This is a genomic window from Streptomyces sp. T39 (assembly GCF_008042045.1).
In the GTDB taxonomy this organism is placed as follows: Bacteria; Actinomycetota; Actinomycetes; order Streptomycetales; family Streptomycetaceae; genus Streptomyces.
The window spans coordinates 8533-33528 of the sequence record NZ_RDBP01000061.1 but is presented as its reverse complement, the minus strand read 5'-3'; the positions used below and the strand labels follow the sequence as shown (position 1 = coordinate 33528).

21 protein-coding genes are annotated in these 24996 nt (G+C 73.5%); 14 read left to right on the top strand and 7 right to left on the bottom strand.

What is annotated here, in order from left to right; translation table 11 throughout:
• Window positions 1-509: 509 nt before the first annotated feature.
• Window positions 510-3488 carry a carbohydrate binding domain-containing protein gene (locus EAO77_RS34990; RefSeq protein ID WP_147992360.1) on the top strand — a complete coding sequence of 993 codons (2979 nt, stop codon included), beginning with the start codon at window positions 510-512 and terminating at the stop codon, window positions 3486-3488.
• A 70-nt stretch (window positions 3489-3558) separates the two neighbouring features.
• Here the strand turns inward: EAO77_RS34990 and gdhA are convergent, their stop codons facing one another.
• The gene (gene gdhA / locus EAO77_RS34985) at window positions 3559-4914 is read right to left on the bottom strand and encodes an NADP-specific glutamate dehydrogenase (protein WP_147992359.1); all 1356 of its coding nucleotides are present in this window, start codon (window positions 4912-4914) and stop codon (window positions 3559-3561) included.
• A gap of 170 nt (window positions 4915-5084) precedes the next feature.
• Window positions 5085-6743, bottom strand: a complete 1659-nt coding sequence (locus EAO77_RS34980) for an FAD-dependent oxidoreductase (RefSeq protein ID WP_147992358.1) — start codon at window positions 6741-6743, stop codon at window positions 5085-5087.
• Between the two features lie 241 nt (window positions 6744-6984).
• On the opposite strand from EAO77_RS34980, the gene EAO77_RS34975 reads away from it, so the two are divergent.
• From EAO77_RS34975 to EAO77_RS34945, 7 genes are all read left to right on the top strand, one after another.
• Window positions 6985-8106, top strand: a complete 1122-nt coding sequence (locus tag EAO77_RS34975) for a SchA/CurD-like domain-containing protein (RefSeq protein WP_147992357.1) — start codon at window positions 6985-6987, stop codon at window positions 8104-8106.
• A 95-nt stretch (window positions 8107-8201) separates the two neighbouring features.
• Window positions 8202-8627: a cupin domain-containing protein gene (locus EAO77_RS34970; RefSeq protein WP_147992356.1), complete on the top strand. Its 426-nt coding sequence runs from the start codon at window positions 8202-8204 to the stop codon at window positions 8625-8627.
• On the top strand, window positions 8624-9892 hold the full coding sequence (locus EAO77_RS34965; RefSeq protein ID WP_147992355.1) for a beta-ketoacyl-[acyl-carrier-protein] synthase family protein: 1269 nt from the start codon (window positions 8624-8626) through the stop codon (window positions 9890-9892). Before EAO77_RS34970 ends, EAO77_RS34965 begins: the two co-directional genes overlap by 4 nt.
• Window positions 9889-11127 (top strand): beta-ketoacyl synthase N-terminal-like domain-containing protein, encoded by a 1239-nt coding sequence (locus EAO77_RS34960; protein ID WP_147992354.1) that lies wholly within the window; start codon window positions 9889-9891, stop codon window positions 11125-11127. The genes EAO77_RS34965 and EAO77_RS34960 overlap by 4 nt, the downstream gene beginning before the upstream one ends.
• 51 nt (window positions 11128-11178) lie before the next feature.
• Window positions 11179-11445 (top strand): acyl carrier protein, encoded by a 267-nt coding sequence (locus tag EAO77_RS34955; protein ID WP_147992353.1) that lies wholly within the window; start codon window positions 11179-11181, stop codon window positions 11443-11445.
• A gap of 1 nt (window position 11446) precedes the next feature.
• Window positions 11447-11926: an SRPBCC family protein gene (locus EAO77_RS34950; RefSeq protein WP_147992352.1), complete on the top strand. Its 480-nt coding sequence runs from the start codon at window positions 11447-11449 to the stop codon at window positions 11924-11926.
• A 37-nt stretch (window positions 11927-11963) separates the two neighbouring features.
• The gene (locus tag EAO77_RS34945) at window positions 11964-12296 is read left to right on the top strand and encodes a TcmI family type II polyketide cyclase (RefSeq protein ID WP_147992351.1); all 333 of its coding nucleotides are present in this window, start codon (window positions 11964-11966) and stop codon (window positions 12294-12296) included.
• 68 nt (window positions 12297-12364) lie between these two features.
• Here the strand turns inward: EAO77_RS34945 and EAO77_RS34940 are convergent, their stop codons facing one another.
• Window positions 12365-13396 (bottom strand): methyltransferase, encoded by a 1032-nt coding sequence (locus EAO77_RS34940; RefSeq protein WP_147992350.1) that lies wholly within the window; start codon window positions 13394-13396, stop codon window positions 12365-12367.
• 41 nt (window positions 13397-13437) lie between these two features.
• Window positions 13438-14505: a nitrous oxide reductase family maturation protein NosD gene (locus tag EAO77_RS34935; protein ID WP_147992349.1), complete on the bottom strand. Its 1068-nt coding sequence runs from the start codon at window positions 14503-14505 to the stop codon at window positions 13438-13440.
• Window positions 14506-14677: 172 nt separating this feature from the next.
• Between EAO77_RS34935 and hemC the strand changes: the two genes are divergently transcribed.
• On the top strand, window positions 14678-15613 hold the full coding sequence (gene hemC, locus EAO77_RS34930) for a hydroxymethylbilane synthase (protein ID WP_147992348.1): 936 nt from the start codon (window positions 14678-14680) through the stop codon (window positions 15611-15613).
• Between the two features lie 269 nt (window positions 15614-15882).
• Here hemC and EAO77_RS34925 read toward each other — a convergent pair whose 3' ends face one another.
• On the bottom strand, window positions 15883-16452 hold the full coding sequence (locus EAO77_RS34925) for a hypothetical protein (RefSeq protein ID WP_147992347.1): 570 nt from the start codon (window positions 16450-16452) through the stop codon (window positions 15883-15885).
• 236 nt (window positions 16453-16688) lie between these two features.
• On the opposite strand from EAO77_RS34925, the gene EAO77_RS34920 reads away from it, so the two are divergent.
• Complete coding sequence (locus tag EAO77_RS34920; RefSeq protein WP_147992346.1) at window positions 16689-17603, top strand: metallophosphoesterase family protein; 915 nt, start codon at window positions 16689-16691, stop codon at window positions 17601-17603.
• A complete protein-coding gene (locus tag EAO77_RS34915) occupies window positions 17600-18316 on the top strand; it encodes a 4'-phosphopantetheinyl transferase (RefSeq protein WP_147992345.1) in 717 nt (238 codons plus the stop codon). The genes EAO77_RS34920 and EAO77_RS34915 overlap by 4 nt, the downstream gene beginning before the upstream one ends.
• Window positions 18317-18592: 276 nt before the next feature.
• On the opposite strand, the gene EAO77_RS34910 is transcribed toward EAO77_RS34915, so the two are convergent.
• Together EAO77_RS34910 and EAO77_RS34905 are read right to left on the bottom strand one after the other, a co-directional pair.
• Window positions 18593-19486, bottom strand: coding sequence for an RNA polymerase sigma-70 factor (locus EAO77_RS34910; RefSeq protein ID WP_147992344.1), 894 nt, complete (start codon window positions 19484-19486; stop codon window positions 18593-18595).
• 100 nt (window positions 19487-19586) lie between these two features.
• Window positions 19587-20831, bottom strand: a complete 1245-nt coding sequence (locus tag EAO77_RS34905; protein WP_147992343.1) for an NAD(P)/FAD-dependent oxidoreductase — start codon at window positions 20829-20831, stop codon at window positions 19587-19589.
• Window positions 20832-21105: 274 nt separating this feature from the next.
• On the opposite strand from EAO77_RS34905, the gene EAO77_RS34900 reads away from it, so the two are divergent.
• The 3 genes from EAO77_RS34900 (at window position 21106) to EAO77_RS34890 (ending at window position 24812) form a co-directional block, all read left to right on the top strand.
• Window positions 21106-22071, top strand: a complete 966-nt coding sequence (locus tag EAO77_RS34900; RefSeq protein WP_147992342.1) for an ROK family protein — start codon at window positions 21106-21108, stop codon at window positions 22069-22071.
• A gap of 139 nt (window positions 22072-22210) precedes the next feature.
• Entirely contained in the window at window positions 22211-22777 is a 567-nt protein-coding gene (locus tag EAO77_RS34895) for a hypothetical protein (protein ID WP_147992341.1), read from the top strand.
• 400 nt (window positions 22778-23177) lie between these two features.
• On the top strand, window positions 23178-24812 hold the full coding sequence (locus tag EAO77_RS34890; protein WP_147992340.1) for a cellulase family glycosylhydrolase: 1635 nt from the start codon (window positions 23178-23180) through the stop codon (window positions 24810-24812).
• The last annotated feature ends 184 nt before the right edge of the window (window positions 24813-24996 follow it).

Genomic DNA, 24996 nt, shown 5'->3' with positions numbered 1-24996 from the left:
CCCTGGCGGGGGACGTGGCTTCGCCTGCGGGCCGGGGGGGCTCTGGAGGTCATTGCCGCTCGCTGTGCGGGAGCGGCACTGCCCCGCACGTGATTGCAGCCCGTCCGGCGCTTGAGGACACCCGCGTTCAGCGGGGGTGCGCCACCATCGGCCCGCACGGGGCGGACGAACCCCCGACACGACCGCCCCCCAGGGGGCGTCAGCACCTGCGGTGGACGTGCCCCGGCTCACCCGCCGGGAGGACATCGAGGTCGCGCAGGGTCATGGACACCCGCTCCCCCCACGCGCGGCACCCCGCCCGAAGGCTTTACGGGCTCGCCGCGCAGCGGTAACTTCCTTCCCGCCGCAATGAATTGCTGCAAGTTTCCGACCGGATTTCCATCCGTGTTCGCTCGAGCCCCGAGGCGCGTCAGGGCTCCGGGCGGAGTCCGGGCGGGACGGCCCGCTGCCGTCCCGCTCCGCCGCACGCCGCGACCCACCCAGTCGCGGCCCCTCCCCCTGGAGACCCCATGAAACGCAACGACCGACGGCTGCCGAGACGCCCCCTGGCGGCGGCCGTCGCGACCGCGGGCCTGGTCGGGCTGCTCACCGCAGTGCCGCACGGCGCCGCGCCCGCGGCCGCGGCCACCGGGACGGCCGCCGCGGACACCACCGCCACCGTCTTCTACTACACCAAGACGAAGAACTGGGCGAAGTACAACCTCCATTACAGCCCGGACGGCGGTGCGTGGACGACCGTCCCGGGCGTCGCGATGGAGGCCGCCTGCACCGACTGGGTGAAGAAGACCGTCGACCTGGGCTCGGCCGCGGGGCTGAAGGCGACGTTCAACAACGGCTCGGGCGTGTGGGACAACAACGGCGGCCGGAACTACGACCTGGGCTCCGGCGCCATCACCGTCAAGGACGGTGTGGTCGCGCACTCGGACCCGTGCGCGGGCACCGAGGGCCCGGGCAACGAGGCCACCGTCTACTACTCGACGGCGACGGTCGGCTGGACGACGACCAATCTGCACTACCAGCCGGCCGGCGGCGCCTGGACGCCGGTGCCCGGTGTCGGGATGACACCGGCCTGCACGGGCTGGGTCAAGAGGACGGTCTCACTGGGCACCGCCGCCACGCTGCGGGCCGCCTTCAACAACGGCAACGGCGTCTGGGACAACAACAACGGCCAGGACTACGTCATCGCCAAGGGTGTGTCGACGGTCAGGGACCGCACGGTGACGGCGAACGCCGCCGACCCCTGTGCCGCCCAGCCCCCGGACACCCAGGCGCCGACCGTGCCCACGAAGGTCGCCGCGAGCGCGGACGGGGTCTCCGTGGTGCTGACGTGGGAGCCGTCGAGCGACGACAAGGCGGTCACCTCCTACCAGGTCACGCGCACGGGCGGCACCGGCGGCACGGTGGTGACGAACGTCGGATCCACGGTCTTCAGCGACACGGATCTGGCCGAGAGAACCGCGTACAGCTACACGGTGAAGGCCGTCGACGCCGCCGGGAACCTCTCCGGGGCCTCCGCGTCCGCGACGGCGACGACCGGCACCAGGCCGGCCACGCCCGCCGCCGGGAAGCCGCTCGGCACGGACCCCCGCAAGGATCCGATCTACTTCGTCCTCACCGCCCGCTTCAACGACGGGGACACGTCGAACAACCGGGGCGGCAGCCAGCACGTGAAGTCGGGCAACGCCGCGAACGACGACCCCATGTTCCGGGGCGACTTCAAGGGCCTCGTCCAGAAACTGGACTACATCAAGGCCCTCGGCTTCTCCGCCGTGTGGATCACCCCGGTCGTGCTGAACCGGTCCGACTACGACTACCACGGCTACCACGGCTACGACTTCTACACGGTGGACCGCCGTCTGGAGTCCGCGGGCGCCTCGTACCAGGACCTGATCGACGCGGCGCATGCGAAGGGCATGAAAATCTACCAGGACGTCGTCTACAACCACTCCTCCCGCTGGGGCGCCAAAGGGCTGTTCACGCCCAAGGTCTACGGTGTCCGCGACACCCAGTGGAGCTGGTACTACGACGAGCCGAACGCCTCGTTCGAGTACGACGGCCTCACCGTCGAGCCGAAGTCCGGGAAGACGTACTACAACGGCGACATGTGGTCGACGGCCCAGCCCGCCGGCAACACCTGCGTCAACTGGGGCACGCCGACCCAGCACACCTCGCCCGAGGGGTACCGGATCTACAACTGCCAGTGGCCCAACCCGACCTCGGGCATGTTCCCGAAGGCGCTCTACCACAACTGCTGGATCGGCAACTGGGAGGGCGAGGACTCGCGTTCCTGCTGGCTGCACGACGACCTGGCCGACGTCAACACCGAGAACGCGACGGTGCAGAACCACCTGATCGGCGCGTACAACAAGTACATCGACATGGGGGTCGACGGCTTCCGCGTCGACACGGCCGTACACATCCCGCGGACCACCTGGAACCGCCGTTTCCTGCCGGCCATCGCCGAGCGCGTCACCCAGCGGCACGGCGCCGAAGCGGCGAAGAACTTCTTCGTCTTCGGCGAGGTCGCGGCCTTCGTCAACGACAAGTGGAACCGCGGTTCGGTCAACCACTCCGCGCAGTTCTTCACCTGGAAGGAGCGCACCGAGTACAGCGCCGACGACGGGAAGGCCGCGCTCGAGATGTACGAGGACGAGCAGCAGCGGGGCACGGCCGACCAGCCGACGTCCGACAACGCCTTCCTCAGGGGCAACACGTACCATGCGCCGGACCACAGCCGGTTCTCCGGCATGAACGTCATCGACATGCGGATGCACATGAACTTCGGTGACGCCCCGAACGCCTTCCACAACGGCAAGGACTCGGACGACAGCTACAACGACGCCACCTACAACGTCGTCTACGTCGACAGCCACGACTACGGCCCCAACAAGAGCAGCGAACGCTACGCGGGCGGCACGGACGCGTGGGCCGAGAACATGTCGCTGATGTGGACCTTCCGCGGCATCCCCACCCTCTACTACGGCTCGGAGGTCGAGTTCCAGGCCGGCAAGAAGATCGACTGCGGGCCGACCTGCCCGCTGGCGAGCACCGGCCGGGCGTACTTCGGCGACAGGATCGCCGGGGACGTGAAGGCGTCCGGCTTCTCCACGGTCGAGTCCGCGAGCGGGGCCGTCGCGACGACCCTCCAGCAGCCGCTGGTCAGGCACCTCCAGCGGCTGAACCAGATCCGCCGGGCGGTCCCCGCCCTGCAGACGGGCCAGTACTCGACGGAGGGCATCACCGGCCAGATGGCCTTCAAGCGCCGCTGGACCAGCGGCTCGACGGACAGCTTCGCGCTGGTCACGGTCAGCGGATCGGCGACGTACACCGGAATCCCGAACGGCACCTACCGGGACGCCGTCACCGGTGACACGAGGACGGTCACCGCGGGCACCCTGAGCGTGGCCGCGCCCGGCAAGGGCAATCTGCGCGTCTACGTGCTGAACGGCACCGGGAAGATCGGCGCCGACGGCCCCTACCTGAAGTAGCGGGCAGCCCCAGACCGGGGCCCGCCGCCCCCGAGGGGGCGGCGGGCCCCGGTGCCGTGCGGGCGGGACGTCAGACGACACCCTGGGCGAGCATCGCGTCCGCGACCCGCTCGAAGCCGGCGATGTTGGCGCCCGCCACGTAGTCGCCCGGCGTGCCGTGGCGTTCGGCCGTGTCCCGGCAGGTGCGGTGGATGTCGGCCATGATCAGGGCGAGTTCGTCCTCCACCCGCTCCCGCGGCCAGCTCTCCCGGGCGGCGTTCTGCCGCATCTCCAGGGCGCTGACGGCGACACCGCCGGCGTTGGCGGCCTTGCCGGGGCCGAAGGCGACGCCCGCCTCCTGGAAGATGCGCACGGCCTCGGGCGTGCACGGCATGTTGGCGCCCTCGCTGACGGCGCGGACGCCGCCCGCGACCAGGGTGCGGGCGTGTCCGGCGTCCAGTTCGTTCTGGGTGGCGGAGGGAAAGGCCAGCTCGGCGGGGACGTCCCACACGGTGCCGCCGGGCAGATGGCGTGCGGAGCTGCCGCGCCGCCGAGCGTACTCGTCGAGGCGTCCGCGTTCGACCTCCTTGATCTGCCGCAGCAGGCCGACGTCGATGCCCTTCTCGTCGACGACCGCCCCGCCCGAGTCGGAGCAGGTGACGGGGTGCGCGCCGAGGGCGGCGAGCTTCTCGATGGTGTGGACGGCGACGTTCCCCGAGCCGGAGACGACTGCGGTCAGCCCCGCCACGTCCTCGCCGCGTTCCTTCAGCATCTCGGCGGCGAACAGGACGCTGCCGTATCCGGTGGCCTCGGGGCGGCCGGCCGATCCGCCCCAGGCGGTTCCCTTGCCGGTGAGGACGCCCGCCTCCCAGCGGTTGGTGATCCGGCGGTACTGGCCGAAGAGGTAGCCGATCTCCCGGCCGCCGACGCCGATGTCACCGGCCGGCACGTCGGTGTTCTCGCCGATGTGGCGGTGGAGTTCGGTCATGAAGGACTGGCAGAAGCGCATGACCTCGGCGTCCGAGCGGCCGCGCGGGTCGAAGTCGCTGCCGCCCTTGCCGCCGCCGATGCCGAGCCCGGTGAGGGCGTTCTTGAAGATCTGCTCGAAGCCGAGGAACTTGACCACCCCGAGGTTCACCGAGGGGTGGAAGCGCAGCCCGCCCTTGTAGGGGCCGAGGGCGCTGTTGAACTCCACCCGGAAGCCGCGGTTGACGTGGACGGCGCCCCGGTCGTCCTGCCAGGGCACCCGGAAGATGATCTGCCGTTCCGGTTCGAGGAGCCGCTCGACGAGACCCGGCTCCGCGTAGTCGGGGCGGGCCGCGAAGACGGGCGCAAGGCTCTCCAGGACCTCACGGGCCGCCTGGTGGAACTCGGGTTCGCCGGGGTTGCGGCGTTCGAGTGCGGCGTGGAGCGCGGCCTGGCGGCTCTTCGGGTCCCAAGCTGTCACGGCGTGTCCCTTTCTGTCCGGCCGGCTGGTCGCCGCCGGACCGGGCGACGGCCCGGAGGCGGTCGCCGGCGTGGAGTACGGCCGCCCCGGCTGCCGCGTTCACGGCACCAGAGAGGGAGGCGGCCGTCACGCGGCCGCCTCCCTCGCGACGCTATCAGCCGGTTCCCTGCTCAGCCGCGGTCGTCCACAGCGCGGTACAGCACCCCGCGGAGCACCTTTGTGAGGGTCCGCTCGGGGGCGTCGACGGCTCCCGGCGAGCGCCAGGCGACGAATCCGTCGGGCCGTACCAGCACGGCCCCGTCGGCGGTCGTGCCGTGGGCGGCCGCCCAGTCGGCGCCGGTCTCGGGCTGGAGGTCGGCGTCCGGACCGTCGCCGACCGCGTACACGGTGAGCGGGACGTCCAGTTCCGCGGCGGCGCGGCCGGCCGCCGCGCGCCAGGCGCCGGCGGCCGGGCCGGTGCCGGTGAGCAGGACGAGGTCGCGTTCGTAGAGGTCGAGCGTGGAGAGCGACGGGTGCCCGCCGGGGCGCCGCAGCCACAGGTGCGGCGCCCTGCTGCCCGGTTCGCCGGTCAGTTCCAGTTCCTCGGGGACGGTGGGCAGTCCGGCGTCCGCGCCGATGACGGCGCCGTCGCGGTAGCGGTAGCCGACGGCGACCGCGAGCATCGCGCTCTGCTTGCCGCCACCGCCGGGTCCCGGGCGGTAGCCGGGGTGGCTGTGCTCGCGGGAGCGGGACGAGGCGCGGGCGCTGGTGGCCTCGGCGACGGGGCGCCGTTCGCGTTCGTAGGTGGCGAGGAGCCCTTCGCCCGCGGTGCCGCGCAGGACGGCGGCGAGCTTCCAGGCCAGGTTGTGGGCGTCCTGGATACCGGTGTTGGAGCCGAAGGCGCCGGTGGGCGACATCTCGTGCGCGGAGTCGCCGGCGAGGAAGACGCGGCCGTCGGCGTAGCGGTCGGCGACCCGTTCCGCGGCGTGCCAGGGCGACTTGCCGGTGATCTCGACGTCCAGGCCGGGCACGCCCGCGGCGCGGCGGATGTGCTCGACGAGGCGCTCGTCGGTGAAGTCGTCGAGCGTCTCGCCCTGTTCGGGCTGCCAGGGTGCGTGGAACACCCACTGCTCGTCGTTGTCCACCGGCAGCAGGGCGCCGTCCGCGCCGGGTTCCGTCAGGTAGCAGACGATGAACCGCCGGTCGCCGACGACGGCGGACAGGCCGCGGGAGCGGAAGGTGACGCTGACGTTGTGGAAGAGGTCGCCCGGCCCGGAGTGCCGGATGCCGAGGTGTTCGCGGACCGGGCTGCGCGGGCCGTCGGCGGCGACGAGGTAATCGGCGCGCACGGTCTGGAGCCGGCCGGTCTCCCGGTCCTCGACGACGGCGGTGACGCCGGACGCGTCCTGTTCGAAGGAGCGCAGTTCGGTGGAGAAGCGGATGTCGCCGCCGTGCTTGCGCGCGTGCTCCAGCAGGACGGGTTCGAGGTCGTTCTGGCTGCAGACGCACCACGCGGCGGGGCTGTAGGCGGCCGCGGTGCTGCCGGGCTGCACCTCCTTGACGAGCCACTCGCCCTCGCCGTCGGTGAGGGTGCGGACCTGGAGGATGCCCTGGTTGCCGGCGAGGACGCGGGCGGCGTCGCGGATTCCGTCGGCGACACCCGCCGCGCGGAAGACCTCCATGGTACGGACGTTGTTGCCCCGGCCCCGGGGGTGGTGCGAGGTGCCCGCGTGACGTTCGACGAGCATGTGCTCGATTCCGAGCCGCCCGAGGAAGAGGGACATGGACAGGCCCACCAGGGAGCCGCCCACGACGAGGACCGGGACGCGTACTTCGGGATGGTGTGGCATCGGTGGCTCCAGGTGCGGCTTCCGGGGGAAGGGACGCCCTGTTCCATGCCCCCGGCCGGTGCGTTCCCTCGCGTCTTCACCCAGGTGGTTCACACATCTCGCGCCACCCGTGGTAGCGGCACAGGATCAGGAACGGACCGCCACACCGCGTACTCGCGACCCGTCGTTACGCGGCCGAGCCGGGGCCGAGGGCCCCAGGGGACCGGGGTGGCGACATCACTGTCCGAGGAGAGGCGTGACCATGACGACGCTGTCCGAACGTATATCCCAGTCGGCCTTCGACGGTTCCCGGCTGCGCGTGGTACTGCTGCTGGACCTGCACGACGGCGCCCAGCAGCAGTTCCTGACCGCCTACGAGCACATGCGCCACCAGGTGGCATCGGTGCCCGGTCACATCAACGACCAACTGTGCCAGTCGATCGAGAACCCCTCGCAGTGGCTGATCACCAGTGAGTGGGAGAGCGCGCCGCCCTTCCTCGCCTGGGTGAACAGCGAGGAGCACCTGGACACGGTCAAGCCTCTGCACGACTGCGTGCGCGACACCCGTTCGTTCCGCTACAGCGTCCTGCGCGAGACCGACGGGGTGCACTCCACCGGGACCGGCGGTCGCAGGACCCCGCTCCAGGCGTCGCCCCGTGTCGGCGACGGTGTCGTACGGCACGCCCTCACCTTCACCGTCCGGCCGGGTACGGAGGAGAAGGTGGCCGCGATCCTCGCGGAGTACTCCTCCCCCTCGGCGCGGGTCGACGACACGACCCGTCTGCGCCGCACCTCGCTCTTCATACACGGCAACCGTGTGGTGCGGGCCATCGAGGTGCAGGGCGACCTGATGGCGGCTCTGCGTCACGTGGCCCGGCAGCCGGAGGTCAGGGCGGTCGAGGAGGCCATCAACCCCTACCTGGAGCAGGACCGCGATCTGGACGACCCGCAGTCGGCCAGGACCTTCTTCACCCGTGCCGCGCTGCCCGCGGTCCACCATCTGGCCACCGCCGGCGGCGGGAGCGCGGACGTGGAGCGGCACGCGCTGTACTACCCCGCGAAGCAGGGCTGCGGCATGGCTCTGGCCAGGCTGCTGGCCCAGCAGGACGAGGCGGCCGCGGGCGAGCCCGCGGGGCTCGTGGACTCCAGCACCGTCTTCCAGCGTGACGACATCGTCGTGCGCCTCGTCGACACGCGTGGTCCGCTGGACGCCGACCCGCTGCTCGCCCTCGGCGCGCGCGGGCCCCGGAAGGCGGACGTGCTGGCCCGCCTGCTGGATCTCGAAGCACTCGGCCTGGGCGGCTCGCCCACCGGCGCCGAGCTCGCGGCGCGGCTGCTGCGCGGCGCCGACATGCGCCTGATCACGGACCGCCGCGCCGGCTGACGCCGGGCGCCCGTCCCCCCGGCGCCGCGCCCCGGCGCACCGCACGGCCGGGCGCCCCTGCCCGTGGCCCTACCGCCTCAGTGGAGGAATCAGTCATGACCACAACGCATCGCATCGTCGACCTCGGCGAGACCCAGCCCAACCGCCGGCGCGGAGGCGACCTGCGCGCCATGCTCACCCCCACCGAGGTGGGTGCCACGAGCGGTTTCATGGGCCTGGCGATCGTGGAGCCCGGCGACCGGATCGGGGAGCACTACCACCCGTACTCCGAGGAGTTCGTCTACGTCGTCGGCGGCGAGCTGGAGGTCGACCTGGACGGGGAGACCTTCCCGATCCGCACGGACCAGGGGCTGATGATCCCCCCGTACGTCCGCCACCGGTTCCGCAACGTGGGCAGCACGCAGGCGCGGATGGTGTTCCATCTCGGGCCGCTGGCGCCGCGACCGGAGCTCGGGCACGTCGACACGGAGGAGACCCCGCAGGCGCAGGACGCCGCGCAGCCCACGGGGGCGGTTTCGTGAACCGACGTGTGGCGGTGACCGGCGTCGGCATCGTCGCACCCGGTGGCGTGGGTGCCCCGGCGTTCTGGAACCTGCTCGCGGACGGCCGGACCGCGACGCGGGGCATCACCCTCTTCGATCCGGCCGGCTTCCGGTCGCGGATCGCGGCCGAGGTCGACTTCGACCCAGCGGTCCACGGACTCGACGCCCAGCAGGTGCAGCGGGCCGACAGGTACGTGCAGTTCGCCATGGTCGCGGCCCGCGAGGCCCTCACCGACGCCGGTCTGGACATGGCGAAGGAGGACCCGTGGCGGGTCGGGGTGTCGATGGGCACCGCGGTCGGCGGGACGACCCGGCTGGAACGCGACTACGTGGCGGTCAGCAGTTCGGGCCGCCGCTGGGACGTGGACCACAGCGAGGCCGGTCCGCACCTGCACCGGGCCTTCTCGCCCAGTGCGCTGGCCTCCGAGGTGGCCGAACAGGCCGGTGCCCACGGGCCGGTGCAGACCGTCTCCACGGGCTGCACCTCGGGTCTGGACGCCATCGGCTACGCGTTCCAGGCCATCGAGGAGGGCCGCGTCGACGTCTGTGTCGCCGGCGCGTCCGACTCGCCGATCTCCCCGATCACGGTGGCGTGCTTCGACGCCATCCGGGCGACCTCGGCCAACAACGACGATCCGGAGCACGCCTCGCGTCCCTTCGACGCGCACCGCGACGGGTTCGTGATGGGCGAGGGCGGCGCGGTGCTGGTCCTGGAGGAGCTGGAGCATGCCAGGGCCCGCGGCGCGACGGTCTACTGCGAGGTCGGCGGGTACGCGACCTTCGGCAACGCCCACCACATGACCGGGCTGACCCGCGAGGGCCTGGAGATGGCCCGGGCGATCGACCAGGCGCTGGGCCACGCCCGTCTCGACGGGTCGGACGTCGACTACGTCAACGCCCACGGGTCCGGCACCCAGCAGAACGACCGGCACGAGACCGCCGCGGTGAAGCGCTCGCTCGGGGCGCACGCGTACGACGTGCCGATGAGTTCCATCAAGTCGATGGTGGGCCACTCGCTCGGCGCGATCGGCGCCATCGAGATCGTCGCGTGCGTGCTGGCGATGGACCGGCAGGTGGTCCCGCCGACGGCGAACTACGAGACGCCCGACCCCGAGTGCGATCTCGACTACGTGCCGCGCACCGCCCGTGAGGCGAAGCTGCGGACCGTGCTGTCCGTGGGCAGCGGGTTCGGCGGGTTCCAGTCCGCGGTGGTGCTCACGCGGCCAGGTGGGAGGACACGATGAGTGCCGAGGAACGCCGCCCCGTCGTGACGGGCATCGGTGTCGTCGCCCCCAACGGTGTGGGCACGGACGCCTTCTGGAAGGCCACCCTGGAGGGGGTCAGCGCCCTCGACCAGATCACCCGTGAGGGCTGCGGCCACCTGCCGCTGCGCATCGCGGGCGAGGTCCGCGGTTTCGACGCCGAGTCGCTGGTCGAGGAACGCTTCCTGGTGCAGACGGACCGGTTCAGCCACTTCGGCATGGCCGCGGCCGACCTGGCGCTGGCCGACGCCCGGATCACCGCCGGCGCGCACGAGGCGGAGCCGTTCTCCGTCGGCGTGGTCACGGCCGCGGGCTCCGGCGGCGGCGAGTTCGGCCAGCGCGAGCTCCAGCGGCTGTGGGGCCAGGGTTCCACCTATGTGGGGCCGTACCAGTCCATCGCGTGGTTCTACGCGGCGAGCACGGGCCAGATATCCATCCGGGGCGGCTTCAAGGGCCCCTGCGGTGTGGTGGCCAGCGACGAGGCCGGCGGTCTCGACGCGATCGCGCACGCCGCGGCGGCGGTGCGGCGCGGCACGGACACCGTGGTGGCCGGCTCCGCCGAGGCGCCGCTCGCGCCGTACTCGATCGTCTGCCAGCTCGGCTACCGCGAGCTCAGCACGGCCGAGGAGCCGGAGCGGGCGTACCGGCCGTTCACCGCGAACGCCTGCGGCTTCGTGCCGGCCGAGGGCGGCGCGATGGTCGTCGTCGAGGACGAGGCGGCCGCGCGGCGCCGTGAGGCGCCGGTCCGTGCGGTGGTCGCCGGGCACGCGGCGACGTTCACCGGGGCTTCCCGGTGGGAGGAGTCGCGCGAGGGCCTGGCGCACGCGATCCGCGGGGCGCTCGACCAGGCGGGCTGCGCGCCCGACGAGATCGACGTCGTGTTCGCCGACGCGCTCGGGCTGGTGGAGGCCGACCGGGCGGAGGCGCTGGCGCTGGCGGACGCGCTCGGCCCGCACGGCACCCGGGTGCCGGTGACGGCGCCCAAGAGCGGCATCGGCCGCGCCTACTGCGGGGCGCCGGTGCTGGACGTGGCGGCCGCGGTGCTGGCCATGGAGCACGGTCTCGTCCCGCCGACGCCGCATGTGCACGACGACGTGTGCCACGACATCGCGCTGGTGACGGGCACGGCCCGGCCCGCGGAGCTGCGGACGGCGCTCGTGCTGAGCCGGGGCCTGATGGGCTCCAACGCGGCACTGGTGCTGCGGCGCGCCGACTGAGGAACAAGCCCGGGGCCACCGGCCCCGGCACGAACAAGAGGGAGCACCCCCATGACCGCACAGCCCGCACAGCTGACCGTCACGGAACTGTCGGCCCTGATGAAGAAGGGCGCCGGCATCACCGTCGACGCCTCCGCGATGGACCGCGACCCGGACACCCCGTTCGAGGTGTACGGCCTCGACTCGCTGGGCCTGCTCGGGATCGTCGGCGAGCTGGAGAACCGGTACGGCCGGGCGCTGCCGCCCGACGCCGACCGCTGCAAGACCCCGCGCGAGTTCCTCGATCTCGTGAACGACTCTCTGATGGCAGGAGCCTGACATGTCCGGGCACACCGAGAACGACATCCTCATCGACGCCCCGCTGGACCTCGTGTGGGACGTGACCAACGACGTCGACCACTGGCCGCAGCTGTTCACCGAGTACGCCTCGGTGGAGGTGCTCGAACGGGACGGCGACCGGACGGTGTTCCGGCTCACCATGTACCCGGACGAGAACGGCACCGTGTGGAGCTGGGTCTCCGAGCGGGAGGCCGACCGGGCCTCGCTGAGCGTCCGCGCCAAGCGCGTCGAGACGGGCCCCTTCCAGTACATGAACATCCGCTGGACCTACGAGGAGACGCCGCAGGGCGTGCGGATGCACTGGACGCAGGACTTCGCGATGAAGCCGGACGCGCCCGTGGACGACGAGTGGATGACCGAGAACATCAACCGCAACTCGCGCGTCCAGATGAGCCTGATCAAGGACCGCATCGAGCAGCGCGCCCTGGTCCGCGAGACGGCCCCCGTCACGCCGCGCTGACGCCCTCTCCACGACGGCATCCGAAGGGACGCCCCTGATGCACCACGCACTGATCGTCGCCCGTATGGCGCCCGGCTCGGCTCCGGACATCGCGGAGGTGTTCGCGGCCTCCGACGGCGGTGAGCTGCCGCACCTCGTCGGGGTCAACCGCCGCAGCCTGTTCCAGTTCGGCGACGTGTACCTGCACCTGATCGAGTCGGAACGCCCTCCGGGCCCCGCCATCGCGAAGGTGACCGAGCACGCCGCCTTCCGTGACGTCAGCGAACGCCTGGCGGCCTTCGTCAGTCCCTACGACCCGCAGACCTGGCGGGGACCGAAGGACGCGATGGCCACACAGTTCTACAGCTGGCAGCGCGAGCCGCGCGCCTGAGCGCGCGATGTACAGCAGCCGGCCCCGCGGGACACCGCGGGGCCGGCTGCTGTCCGCGGACGGGCCCGTCAGCCGGGGACCACGCTCTCGAACGCGTGGAGGTAGGCGTTGACGGGGCGGACCTCGCCCAGCACGAGGCCGGCCTCCCGCATCCGGCTCTCCATGCTCGCCCGGGTGTGCTTGGCGCCTCCGACGTTGAGGAGCAGCATCAGGTCCATGGCGGTGGTGAAGCGCATGGACGGCGAGTCGTCGACGAGGTTCTCGATGACGACCACCCTCGCCCCGGGGCGGGCCGCGGCGATCACGTTGCGCAGGGTGCGGCGGGTGCTCTCGTCGTCCCATTCGAGGATGTTCTTGATGACGTAGACGTCGGCCTGGACGGGGACGGCCTCGCGGCAGTCGCCCGGGACGACGTCCACCCGCCCGGCGAGCGCGCCGCCGTCGCGCAGCCGGGCGTCGGCGCGCTCGACGACACCGGGCAGGTCGAGCAGGGTGCCGTGCATCCCGGGGTGCTTCTCCAGCAGGCTGGCGAGGACGTGGCCCTGGCCGCCGCCGATGTCGGCGACGCTGGACGCCCCGGTGAGGTCGAGGAGTTCGGCGACGTCCCGGGCGGACTGGACGCTGGAGGTGGTCATGGCCCGGTTGAAGACGTGCGCGGACTCCTCCGCGTCCTCGTGGAGGTACGGGAAGAACTCCTTCCCGAACAGGTCCTCGAAGACGCTGTCGCCGGTGCGCACCGCCTCGTCGAGCCGGGGCCAGGCGGCCCAGGTCCACGGTTCGGTGCACCACAGGGCGATCCAGCGCAGGCTCTGGGGGTCGTCCTCGCGGAGCTGGCGGGACATGTCGGTGTGCGCGAAGCGGCCGTCCGGCTCCTCGCTGAAGACGCCGTAGCAGGTCAGCGCCCGCAGCAGGCGCCGCAGCGCCCGTGCGTCGGTCTTGACGGCCGCGGCGAGGTCCTCGGCGGACAGCGGAGTGTCGTCGAGGGCGTCGGCGACGCCGAGACGGGCCGTGGCGCGCACGGCGGCGGCGCAGGCGGCTCCGAAGACGAGCTCCCGCAGACGCATGGCGTCACGGGGTGTGGTGGTGGGTGCGGTGGTCATGCCGTCTCGATTCTCGTGGGAGGGCTGTCCCGGGGACCGGGTCAGCACAGTCCGGCGGGCTCGGAGACGCCGCAGACGTTGGCGTCGAAGCGGTTGCCGGTGCCGGTGGTGTCGCGGTTGGCGAGGTCGGCCTTGCCGTTGCGCAGCACCAGGTTGTCGCGGACGACGTTGTCGGTGCCCGGGACCCCGACGACGCTCTTGTAGAGGACGATGCCGCCGGAGAACGGGGAGTCGCCCACGTTGTCGGAGACCCTGTTCGACTCGACGAGGGTGTCCTCGGTGCCGGTGAGGACGATGCCCGCGCCCTGGATGCGGGGCAGCCGGGCGGTCGCGGGGCAGGACCTGTTGTTGGCGACGACCCAGTTGTGGCGGACCGTCAGGGCGCCGGCGCGGGGCCGGGACTCGTCGCCGACGAGGAACAGGCCGGCGCAGTTGCCGGTGACCGCGTTGTTCTCGACGACCAGGTTGCGCACCCGCCGGACGGTGGCGCCGATCCGGTTGCCCGACATGTCGTTGCCGCTGATGCGCGTGCCGCGGGTGTCGGTGGCGCCGGCCTCCTCGGAGACCGTGTTGGCGACGAAGATGCCCGCGTCGCCGTTGCCGCGGACGGTGTTGCGGACCAGGAGCGAGCGGGTCGAGCGCTCCTGGGCGATGCCCCAGGTGCCGTTGTCGACGGAGGTCACCCGGCGCACCGTCAGACGGTCGGTCCAGGCGGCCCACACCCCGCTCCTGGTGAAGCCCTCCAGGCGCAGCGACTGGACGCGCACACCCTCGACGGGGGCGCCGCGCTCGCCCTGGACGCAGATGCCGTTGCCGGCCGCCGCACAGGAGTCCTTGGCCGGGGTGCCTGCGGCGGGCCGGATGACGGTCCGCGACCCGGCGCCGCGCAGGGTCACGTCCGGGGTGGTGATCCGCACGCTCTGGCGGTAGGTGCCGGGCGCGAGGCGGACGGTGTCGCCCGGGCGTGCCGCGTCGACGGCCTTCTGGATCGACTGGCCGGGCAGGACGTGGAGCGTGGTGTCGTGGGAGGAGGCGGGGGCGGCTGCGCCGATGCCGGAGGCGGCGAGGACGACCGCGCAGCCGGCGAGAGCGAATTGTCGTTTTGTCATAGTCCGAAGCTATGCGGCAAACCGTGCCGATCCGGAGGAAACAGGCCGAAAGCCGTCGTGTCGCGGCGTGGCGCGTCCCCGGGCAGCGCAATGGCCGGACGGTGCCCGGACGATTGCCCCGGCCCGGTGCAGCGGGTTCTTCGCACGGGCCCCGACGCCCTATCGTGGGCGCATGACTGTGCCCGAGCTGATCCGCATCGTCTCCCGTTCCTCGCCCATGGCCCTGGCCCAGGTGGAACGCGTCCGCGCCGGACTGACGGCGCTTCACCCGGGTCTGCGCACGGAGGTCGTGCCGGTGGTGACCACCGGGGACCGCTGGATGGGTGATCTCGCGCAGGTAGAGGGCAAGGGGGCGTTCACCAAGGAGGTGGACGCCGCGCTGCTCGCCGGCGAGGCCGATCTCGCCGTGCACTGCGTGAAGGACATCCCCGCCGACCGGCCGCTGCCCGCCGGGACGACGTTCGCCGCCTTCCTGGAGCGCGACGACATCCGCGACGCCCTGGTCCACCCCGGCGGGCTGACGCTCGACGAGCTGCCCGCGGGCACCCGCATCGGCACCTCGTCCGTCCGGCGCACCGCGCAGCTGGCCGCCTCCCACCCGCAGCTGGAGTGCGTGCCGATGCGGGGCAACGCCAACCGGCGGCTGGAGAAGCTGCACGCGGGCGAGGCCGACGCGCTGCTGCTGGCGGTCTCCGGGCTCGAACGCATCGGTCGCCCCGACGTGATCACCCAGGTGCTGTCGCCGGAGACGATGTGCCCGCCGATCGGCGCCGGCGTCCTCGCCCTGCAGTGCCGCGAGGACGACGCGGAGGTCATCGACGCGGTGAGCGCGCTCGGCGACCCCGACGCCCATCGCGAGACCACGGCCGAACGGATGCTGCTGCACGTCCTCCAGGGGCACTGCAACAGCCCGATCGCAGGATTCGCGCGGGCGGAGCGCAACGGCGACCTGTCGCTGCGGGCGAAGGTCTTCACGCCCGACGGCAAGACGGTCCTCAACGCGCACGAGTGGGCCGGTCCGCTGGACCCGGCGACCCTGGGCACCTCGGTCGCCGTGGCCCTGCTCCGCCAGGGGGCACGGGACCTGATCGACTCCATCGCGCACTGACCCGCCGGGGCGCGGGGCGGCCCCGGCTCCGGTGCGACGGACTCCCCCGCTCGGGCGGCCCGGGGTCCGGATCAGGCGGACCGTGTCGCCCGCGGGACCGCCGGGGGCCGGACGGCGGGCCTACGCCCGGCCGCCGTGCCAGGAGCGCCGGGACGCGGTGGAGCCGTGCGACCGTCGGCCACCGCGGGAACCGCAGCGGGCCGCGGATTTCCTGCCGGGGTCGGCGTGCGGGACGTGGGCGGAGCGGCGAGCGGGGCGCCCGGCGGGCACTACTCCTCGAAGTAGGCGTCGAGCACGGCGTCGAGGCCTGCCGTCCACTCCTTCAGCCGGCCGCGGTTGTCCGCCTCCACGTCCGCGTTGAACCACCGGTTGGCCGCGGTGTGCACGGTGACGGTGAAGCGGCGGCCGAAGCGGGGCGAGGTGGTCTCGACGGCGCCGATCTCGTCCCAGCGGAAGTCCGCCTCCTGGTCGTCGAGGCGGAAGACGATGCCGTCGCGGTTCGCGGTGATCGAGCCACGGCGGTCGCGGGCCTCGAAGACGGGCCCGTCGTCGGCATCGGCGTCCGAAGCGGCTTCCGCACCGTGCTCACCGGACGCGGCGGCCTCGTCGGCGTCCGTGGCGGGGGCGTCCCCGACCTCGTCGGCGTCCGTGGCGTCGGACGCGGTGTCCGTCGCGGGGGCGGCGTCCTCGGGCTCCTGGGGCTCCTTCTCCCCCGCCCCGGCAGGGGCCTGGGCAGGGGCTGCCGCGGACGGCGGCGTACCGGTCAGGCCGGGCACGAAGGACGGGTTCGTACTCGCGGCGAACTCGGGCTTGGTGTTCGGGTCTATGCGCTGCTCCACGGCGGGCAGTATGGACGACGAACCTGTCGGAGGCCAATGCGTCACGCCCGGTACGGGGCACGTCCGCCGGGCAGTTGCCGTCCGTACCGCGCCTTTTCCGGGCCGCCCGGCCCGCGCGGGCACCCCTGCCGACCCCTGTCCCGCGGCGCCGGACAGGGCGCAGGATGTCAGGGGTGTCCTCGCAGGGGCGACCGCACTACGGTGACGAGGAGGTACGCCGGGCAGCAGGCCCGGCCATGCGACCGGGACACGAACGCGATACGGGGGGTGGCGCCGTGCACGGCGGTGACGGGGGCGGCGACGACGGGACGGGCCGGCTCCTCGCGGTCAGCGACCTCCACTCGGCGATCGGCGACAACCGGCAGCATGTCGACGCGGTACGGCCCCGTTCGGACGCCGACTGGCTCCTGGTGGCCGGGGACGTGGCCGAGACGAGCACGGACATCGAGGCCACCCTGCGCACCCTCGCGGGGCGGTTCGCGAAGGTCGTCTGGGCCCCGGGCAACCACGAGCTGTGGACCGTCCCCTCGGACCCGCTGCAGCTGCGCGGCGAGAAGCGCTACCGCCATCTGGTGGAGATGTGCCGGGAGTTGGGCGTGGTGACCCCCGAGGACCCGTACCCGGTCTGGCAGGGGCCCGGCGGACCGCTCACCGTGGCACCGCTGTTCGTGCTGTACGACTACACCTTCCGCACGCCCACGGCGTCGTCCAAGGAGGAGTCGCTGGCCCAGGCCGAGAAGGCGGGCATCGTCTGCACCGACGAGTACCTGCTCGACCCCGCGCCCTACGCCGGCCGCGACGCCTGGTGCCGGGCCAGGGTGATGGAGACCGAGGAGCGGCTCGCGGCCGTCGACCCGTCGGCCCCGCTGGTCCTGGTGAACCACTTCCCGCTGGTCCGCGAGCCCACCAGGGTGCTGCGCTACCCGGAGTTCGCCCAGTGGTGCGGCACCGAGCTGACCGCCGACTGGCATGTGCGCTTCCGCACGGCGGCGGTCGTCTACGGGCACCTCCACATTCCGCGCACCACCTGGCACGACGGCGTCCGCTTCGAGGAGGTGTCGCTCGGCTACCCGCGCGAGTGGCGCGCCCGCGGCCTCCCGCTGGGGACGAACCCCTGCCGTCAGATCTTTCCCGAGCTGGAGAAGCCGTGATCGAGGACATCCTGCCCCCGGGCATACGGTTCGCCGAGGCGTTCGACGACAGCGAGGCGCCGGACTGGTTCCCCGAGGAGGAGGCGCTGGTCGCTCGGGCGGTGGACAAGCGCCGCGGCGAGTTCGCGACCGTCCGCCGCCTCGCCCGTACCGCGCTCGGGGCGCTCGGCGTCCCGCGGGTGCCGCTGCTGCCGGGCAAGCGGGGGGCGCCGCAGTGGCCCGCCGGGATCGTCGGCAGCATGACCCACTGCGCCGGGTACCGGGGGGCCGTGGCCACCCGGAACACCGACTTCGTCTCCGTCGGCATCGACGCGGAGCCCCACGAGCGGCTGCCCCAGGGGGTGCTGGACGCCGTGTCGCTCCCCGAGGAGCGGGAGCAGCTGGCCGCGTGGCCGGCGCTCGCCGCCGCGGTCTGCGCGGACCGGCTGCTGTTCAGCGCGAAGGAGTCCGTCTTCAAGACGTGGTACCCGCTGACCGGACGGGAGCTGGGCTTCGACGAGGCGTCGATCGCCTTCACCTGCGACACGGCGGTGTCGGGCACCTTCGGCGCCCGGCTGCTGGTACCGGGCCCCGAGGTGGGCGGGCACCGTCTGGACCGCTTCTCGGGCCGCTGGACGGCGCGGGACGGGCTGGTCCTGACGGCGATCGCCCTGCCCGCCGTCCGGATCCCGGCACAGGCGGCGTACGACGGCTCGGCGCGGCAGCCGGTCTGACGACCGGGGCGCAGGCCGCCTGGGACGGCGAGGGCGCCCGGGGCCCGCGCGGGCCGCGTACGACCGCGGCCGGGCGCCGCGCAGGGCTGCCTGGGACGACCCGCCGCCGCAGCCGGGCCGACGACCGGGGCGCAGGCCGCCGGGGAGGCCCCGCGCGGCAGCCGTCCGGCGACCCGGCGCACCCGCGCGGGCGGGGCCGCTGCGGTGCGGCCCGCCGCCCGTGCGACACGGGCCGGAACCGGTGCCGGTGCCGGTGCCGGTGCCGGTGCCGGTGCGTCAGCGCAGGGTGAGTGGGGTCTCGGACACGACGCGGGTCAGCTTCTCCGGGTTGCGCACGTAGTAGAGGCCCGCGATGCGCGCGTCCTCGACGCGGATCGCCATGACGCCGTCGATCTCGTCGTCCAGGCGGACCAGGAGCGCCGGACTGCCGTTGACCAGGGTCGGCGCGACGGTGACCCGGAGTTCGTGCCGGCCCAGACCGCCCAGCATGTAGCGCGCCACCTTGTCCGCGCCGGCGACCGGCCGCCGGGCGGCCTGCTTGACGCCTCCTCCGTCGCTCAGCAGCACCACGTCGGGCGCGAGCACGTCGAGGAGACCCTGGAGGTCCCCGGTGGCGAGGGCGCGGCGGAACGAGTCCAGCGCCGCCCGGGTCTCCCCCGCGGAGACCGCCTCGCGGGGGCGGCGGGCGTCCACGTGGCGGCGGGCCCGGTGCGCGATCTGGCGGACCGCCGCGGGGCTCCTGTCGACGGCGGCGGCGATCTCGTCGTAGCCGACGTCGAACACCTCGCGCAGCACGAAGACGGCCCGCTCGGTCGGTGACAGCGTCTCCAGGACGAGCATCAGCGCCATGGACACGCTCTCGGCGAGTTCGACGTCCTGGGCCACGTCGGGGGCGGTGAGCATCGGCTCGGGGAGCCACGGACCGACGTACGCCTCCCTGCGCCGGGTCAGGGTGCGCAGCCGGTTGAGGGACTGGCGGGTCGTGATCCGGACCAGGTAGGCGCGCCGGTCGCGCACCCGGGCGAGGTCGACGCCGGCCCAGCGCAGCCAGGTCTCCTGGAGGACGTCCTCGGCGTCGGCCGCCGAGCCGAGCATCTCGTAGGCGACGGTGAAGAGGAGGTTGCGGTGGGCGACGAAGGCCTCCGTGGCCGGGTCGGCGGGGTCACTCATGGGCGGGCCTCTCCTCGGCGGCCGGCCCCCGCGCGGGGGCCGGCCGGGCGTGCGTGCACTGCATGATCCCTTCCGGCGGCGGCCGTCCGGCGGACGGCCGTCACCGTCCCGGCGCGGCCGGCGCGGCCGGTTCGGGGGCGCGCTCGCCCCGCGCGTCCCCGGAGGGCGCCGTGTCGCGTCCGGCCTCCAGCGCCCGGCGGCGCGCCGCGCCCCCGGGGACGCGGTGCAGGCCGTACGAGCCGGGCCTGCGCGCCTCGCCGGACATGTGCCCGACGATGCCCTTGCACACGAACTCCTTGAGGCGCGCGCCGGGGCGGCCGCCGATGTGGAACCACAGGGCGACGTCGTTCCGGTGGGCGAACTGGAAGATCCCCGCGCCGCGGCCCAGGCTGATGCACTGACCGGCGAAGACGGCGTTGAGGGGTGCCGGCCGCCGACCTTCGATCCGGCTGATGACGGTGTCGGCCGCCCGCGCGCCCAGGGGCATCGCAGCCTGGCAGCTCATCCGCAGCGGCAGGTCCGAGGGTGCCGCGGAGTCCCCGGCCGCGACGATGCGGGCGTCGTCGACGCTCGTCAGCGTCTCGTCCGTGCGCAGGCGGCCCAGGGCGTCGGTGCTCAGTCCGCTGCGCACGGCCAGGTCCGGCACGCCGAATCCGGCGGTCCAGACGGTCACCGCGCTCGGCAGCTCGCGGCCGTCGTCGAGCCGCACGGAGTCCCGCGACACCGCCGTCACCGTGGTGCCGGGGCCTTCGAGCACGGTCACACCGAGGGCGGCCAGGCGCCGGGCGACCGAGCGCCGGCCACGCCGGTGCAGATAGGGGCCGAGGGGCCCGCCGCAGACCAGGGTCACCGACCGGCCGCCCTCGGCCAGTTCGGCGGCGGTCTCGATGCCGGTGGGGCCCGCGCCGACCACGGTCACCGCGGCGGCGGCCGGCGCGGCCGCGAGGACCGGGCGCAGGCGCTCCGCCTCCTCGGCGGTGGCGATCGGGTAGGCGAAGGAGGCGGCCCCGGGGACCCCCGGGGCGGCGCTGCCGCTGCCCACCGCGTAGACGAGGTAGTCGTAGCCGTGGGCGGTGCCGGAGGCGGTGGTCGCGCGGCGGGCGGCGGTGTCGATGCGTGTCACGGTGTCGACCTCCAGCCGCACCCGCGGGGCCAGCACCTCCCGGTAGTCGACGACCGCGTCGTCGGTCCCGGCCACCAGCTGGTGCAGGCGGATCCGCTCGACGAACGACGGGCGGGGGTTGATCAGGGTCACGCTCACGCCGTCGCGGCCGGTGAGGCGGTTGGCGGCCATGACTCCCGCGTATCCGCCGCCGATCACGAGGACCTCGGTGTTCCCGGTCATGGTGTCTCCTTCGATTCCAGGGGGTTCGGGCACAGGACACCGGCCGGGCCGCCGCTGTGACAGGTGCGGCCACGGGTGTGCCCGATCTCCCGGAACCAGGTGCGCCCGCGGCTGGGCCGGCGCCGTCGGACGGCCGCGCGAGGCACCGGCCCGGAGATCGTTTTGACTAAACCATTACCTTAACTAAACGGTTTACTAGACAACGTTGTCAGATACCGCCAGAGTGTGCCCACGGGGCGAGGGACCGCTTCCCTTCACGAAAGAGGTGGACGACGTGACGGTGTACGGAGCACTGGACATCGGGGGCACGAAGACCGCGGGGGCTCTCGTCGACGAGTCGGGAACGGTGCTGGTGCGCGCCCAGCGGCCGACCCCCGCCGGCGAGCCGGCCGGGACGCTCATGGCGACCGTGGAGGCGGTCCTCGACGAGCTGGCCGCGGATCCCCTGTGGGACGCGGTCTCCTGCCTCGGCATCGCGAGCGCCGGCCCGGTGGACACCGCGGCCGGGACGGTCAGCCCCGTCAACATCCCCGCCTGGCGCCGCTTCCCGCTCGTCGACCGGGTGGCCGCGCATCCGCGCCTTCCGCGCGGAGTGCGGCCCGTGCTCTGCGGCGACGCGGTCGCCATGACGGCCGCCGAGCACTGGCGCGGCGCGGCCCGGGGCGTGGCCGACGCCCTGTGCATGGTGGTGTCCACCGGCGTCGGGGGCGGCCTGGTCCTCGGCGGCGCGGTCCACGCGGGCCGGACGGGGAACGCCGGGCACATCGGGCACATCACGGTCGACCTCGACGGCGCCGTGTGCCCCTGCGGCGCCCCCGGCTGCCTGGAGGGGCTGGCGAGCGGGACGGCGATCCTCGCGCACGCCCGCGCCGCCGGATGGACCCCGCCGCCGGGCGCGGCCGCCGACGCGGCGGCGGTCGCGGCGTCCGCCCGGGCGGGCGATCCCCGCGCACTCGGGGCCTACGACCGGGCCGCGCAGGCCCTGGCGGCGGCGATCGCCGCGACGGCCGCGCTCGTGGAGCTGGACCTGGTGGTGATCGGCGGCGGTGTGGCGCAGGCGGGCGAGACCTTGTTCGCGCCGCTGCGCCGGCACCTGGCGGGCTACGCGGTCCTCGACTTCACCCGGGGCCTGCCGGTCGTCCCGGCCCGGCTCGCGCTGGACGCGGGGCTGGTCGGCGCGGCCGCCATCGCCTCGGCGGCACGGACCGCTCCGGCGGCCGTGCCCGCGCCCCGCGTGTAGCCCGGACGCCGCGGGGCGGTACGACCCCTCCGGCGGCCGGGCCCCGGGTTCGTCCGGTCCGGACGCCGGGAGCGCTACGGCCCCGCCGGCGTGGGCATGATGCACGCCGGGGCGGCAACGGCACACCGGGGGGCGGCACATGGGCATCGGGCACACACGCAGGTTCACCGAGGCGTGGTACTGGCGCCACCTGCTCTCGGTGGCGGCTCACCGCCTGCGGTCCCGGACCGTGTGGCCGGTCCTGGGCAACGCGGGCACGGTCCTCGTCGCGCTCACCGCGCTGCTGCACCACTGGTCGCGTCCGCTCCCGCCCGGAGCCTGGGCCGTCGTGCAACTCGCCTGCCTGGTCTGCCAGGCGGTCGCCCTGATCCCGGTCGTGCGGCCGGGAGCCGCGGCGACGCCGCGGGACGTCACCGCGGTCCTCGACCGTCATCAGACCGTGACGGTGGCCACCGTCTGCGGCACCTGGGTCCTCGGCGTGCCCCCGGGGTTGGCGCTGCTCCGGTTCTTCGACGTGGAGGCGGGCAGCCGGCGGTGGGCCGCCGTGTTCCTCTCGGGGACGGCGCTCACGCTGGCCTGCATCGCGGGTCTGATCACCGCGACGGCCGTCTCCGCCACGGTACGGAGGCGGTGCCGCGCGTCCGGTGCGCCCGGCTGGGAGGACCCCGGGGACGGTGCCGACGCGGGCGGCTCCGACGGTGATTGAAGAGCGGTGACAAGCGTCCGCGCGATAAACCGGGAACTAAACTTAACCGGTTCGGTTCCCACGGTTGATCGGCGCTCCGGGCGCCTCTAATCTCTCTCCCAGTCGCCGGACCGATAAATGAACTGCCAGCGCACCGACGTGTGGTGATCACACGTCACCCGAGGGCGCACCGGCGGCGGATTCGTCCCGCCGGATTCCGTGAGCCGCACCGAAGAGGAATCCGGCGGGAAATCACCCACCCGGAGGCCGTCCGGACGGAAATGCGGGAAGAGCCTGCGTTCCCCGCGTCCGCGCCGCGTCCGGCCCGGGCGGGACCGCACCGCACCACAGGGCAGACCTGGCCGCACGGCGGGACGACGACGTCCGGACGCGCGCCGGTCCCACCACGTCGGGAGCATCGATGAGAAGGACACTGGCCACCGCGGCGGGAGCACTGCTGGCCGTCACCGCGGCGGCGTTCACCGCACCCTCGCCCGCCCAGGCGGCCCCGGGGGCCGGGGCGGCCACCGGGTTCCATGTGAGCGACGGCCGCCTGCTGGACGCGGGCGGCAACGACTTCGTCCTGCGGGGCGTCAACCACGCCCACACCTGGTACACCGCCCGCACACCGCAGGCGCTGAAGGACATCAAGGCCCTCGGGGCCAACTCGGCCCGCATCGTGCTGAGCAGCGGCGACCAGTGGACGAGGAACGACGCCGCGGACGTCTCGGCGGTCGTCGAGCAGTGCAAGGCCAGCCGGCTGATCTGCGTGCTGGAGGTGCACGACACGACCGGCTACGGGGAGGCCGGCGCCGCCGTCCCGCTGTCCCGTGCGGTCGACTACTGGCTGGACGTCAGGAGCGCCGTCGAGGGCCAGGAGAAGTACGTCATCATCAACCTCGGCAACGAGCCGTACGGGAACACCGGTTACGCCGACTGGACCTCGGGCACGAGCGCCGCCATCGGGAGAATGCGCGCCGCCGGATTCGACCACACCCTGATGGTGGACGCCCCGAACTGGGGCCAGGACTGGTCGTTCACCATGCGCGACAACGCACCGAGCGTCTTCGCGGCCGACCCGGACCGCAACACCGTCTTCTCCGTCCACATGTACGGCGTCTACGACACGGCGGCGGAGGTCAGCGACTACCTGAACCGGTTCGTCTCCCGGAAACTCCCCATCGTGGTCGGGGAGTTCGGTGACGCGCATTCGGACGGCAATCCGGACGAGGACGCGATCATGGCGACCGCCCAGCGGCTCGGCCTCGGCTACATGGGCTGGTCCTGGAGCGGCAACGGCGGCGGCGTCGAGTACCTGGACCTCGCCACCGGCTTCGACGCCTCCCGGCTGAGCCCCTGGGGGCAGCGCTTCTTCGACGGGGCGGACGGCATCAGGCAGACCTCGCGGGAGTCCGAGGTCTTCGGCGGCGGGGGCGGCGCGGACACCCGGGCCCCCACCGCCCCGGGCACCCCGTCGGCCTCCGACGTGACGTCGACCGGGGTGCGGCTCGGCTGGGCGGCCTCCACGGACGACCGGGGCGTCACCGGGTACGAGGTCGTGCGCACGGACGGCACGCAGGAGACGGCCGTCACCACGTCGGGGACGAACGGCGCCACGGTCACGGGACTGACCCCCGCCACCCGGTACACGTTCGCGGTCTACGCCCGTGACGCGGCCGGCAACCGCTCGGCGCGCTCCGCCGCCGTCGGGGTGACCACGGCCGACGGCCCGGCGGCGGGCAGTTGCCAGGTGACGTACCGCCTCAGCGACTGGGGCAGCTCGTTCAACGCGGACGTCACGATCCGCAACACGGGGACGAGTGCCGTGAAGGGCTGGCGGCTCGACTTCGCCTTCCCCGGCGGCCAGCGGGTCGTCTCGGCGTGGAACGCCAAGGTCACCCAGCAGGGCTCGCAGGTGCACGCGACGCACGAGTCCTGGACGGAGACGATCCCGGCGGGCGGCAGCGTGAGCTTCGGCCTCAACGGTGCCTCCACCGGCGGCAACGGCACGCCGGCCGCGTTCAGCCTCAACGGCGCCTCCTGCGCCAAGGGGTGACACCCGCTCCCCCCTGTCGGCCTCCCGCCCCTGCGGCGGGAGGCCGCTCCGCGTACGGGGCCCGGTCGGGCTCGGGCGCCGCGGAGCGGTTCGGGGAACTCCGGCCGGTGCGTGCGGGCAGCGCCGGCACACCGGCAGGGCCGCACCCCGGGGGTGCGGCCCTGCCGTCTGCGGTGGGGACGGC

Bases quoted from the DNA above. Each gene is read 5' to 3' on its own strand.
- EAO77_RS34990 (WP_147992360.1), top strand. From the start codon at position 510: ATGAAACGCAACGACCGACGGCTGCCGAGACGCCCCCTGGCGGCGGCC.
- EAO77_RS34980 (WP_147992358.1), bottom strand. From the start codon at position 6,743: ATGCCACACCATCCCGAAGTACGCGTCCCGGTCCTCGTCGTGGGCGGC.
- EAO77_RS34975 (WP_147992357.1), top strand. From the start codon at position 6,985: ATGACGACGCTGTCCGAACGTATATCCCAGTCGGCCTTCGACGGTTCC.
- EAO77_RS34970 (WP_147992356.1), top strand. From the start codon at position 8,202: ATGACCACAACGCATCGCATCGTCGACCTCGGCGAGACCCAGCCCAAC.
- EAO77_RS34960 (WP_147992354.1), top strand. From the start codon at position 9,889: ATGAGTGCCGAGGAACGCCGCCCCGTCGTGACGGGCATCGGTGTCGTC.
- EAO77_RS34955 (WP_147992353.1), top strand. From the start codon at position 11,179: ATGACCGCACAGCCCGCACAGCTGACCGTCACGGAACTGTCGGCCCTG.
- EAO77_RS34950 (WP_147992352.1), top strand. From the start codon at position 11,447: ATGTCCGGGCACACCGAGAACGACATCCTCATCGACGCCCCGCTGGAC.
- EAO77_RS34945 (WP_147992351.1), top strand. From the start codon at position 11,964: ATGCACCACGCACTGATCGTCGCCCGTATGGCGCCCGGCTCGGCTCCG.
- EAO77_RS34940 (WP_147992350.1), bottom strand. From the start codon at position 13,396: ATGACCACCGCACCCACCACCACACCCCGTGACGCCATGCGTCTGCGG.
- EAO77_RS34935 (WP_147992349.1), bottom strand. From the start codon at position 14,505: ATGACAAAACGACAATTCGCTCTCGCCGGCTGCGCGGTCGTCCTCGCC.
- hemC (WP_147992348.1), top strand. From the start codon at position 14,678: ATGACTGTGCCCGAGCTGATCCGCATCGTCTCCCGTTCCTCGCCCATG.
- EAO77_RS34920 (WP_147992346.1), top strand. From the start codon at position 16,689: ATGCGACCGGGACACGAACGCGATACGGGGGGTGGCGCCGTGCACGGC.
- EAO77_RS34910 (WP_147992344.1), bottom strand. From the start codon at position 19,486: ATGAGTGACCCCGCCGACCCGGCCACGGAGGCCTTCGTCGCCCACCGC.
- EAO77_RS34905 (WP_147992343.1), bottom strand. From the start codon at position 20,831: ATGACCGGGAACACCGAGGTCCTCGTGATCGGCGGCGGATACGCGGGA.
- EAO77_RS34895 (WP_147992341.1), top strand. From the start codon at position 22,211: ATGGGCATCGGGCACACACGCAGGTTCACCGAGGCGTGGTACTGGCGC.
- EAO77_RS34890 (WP_147992340.1), top strand. From the start codon at position 23,178: ATGAGAAGGACACTGGCCACCGCGGCGGGAGCACTGCTGGCCGTCACC.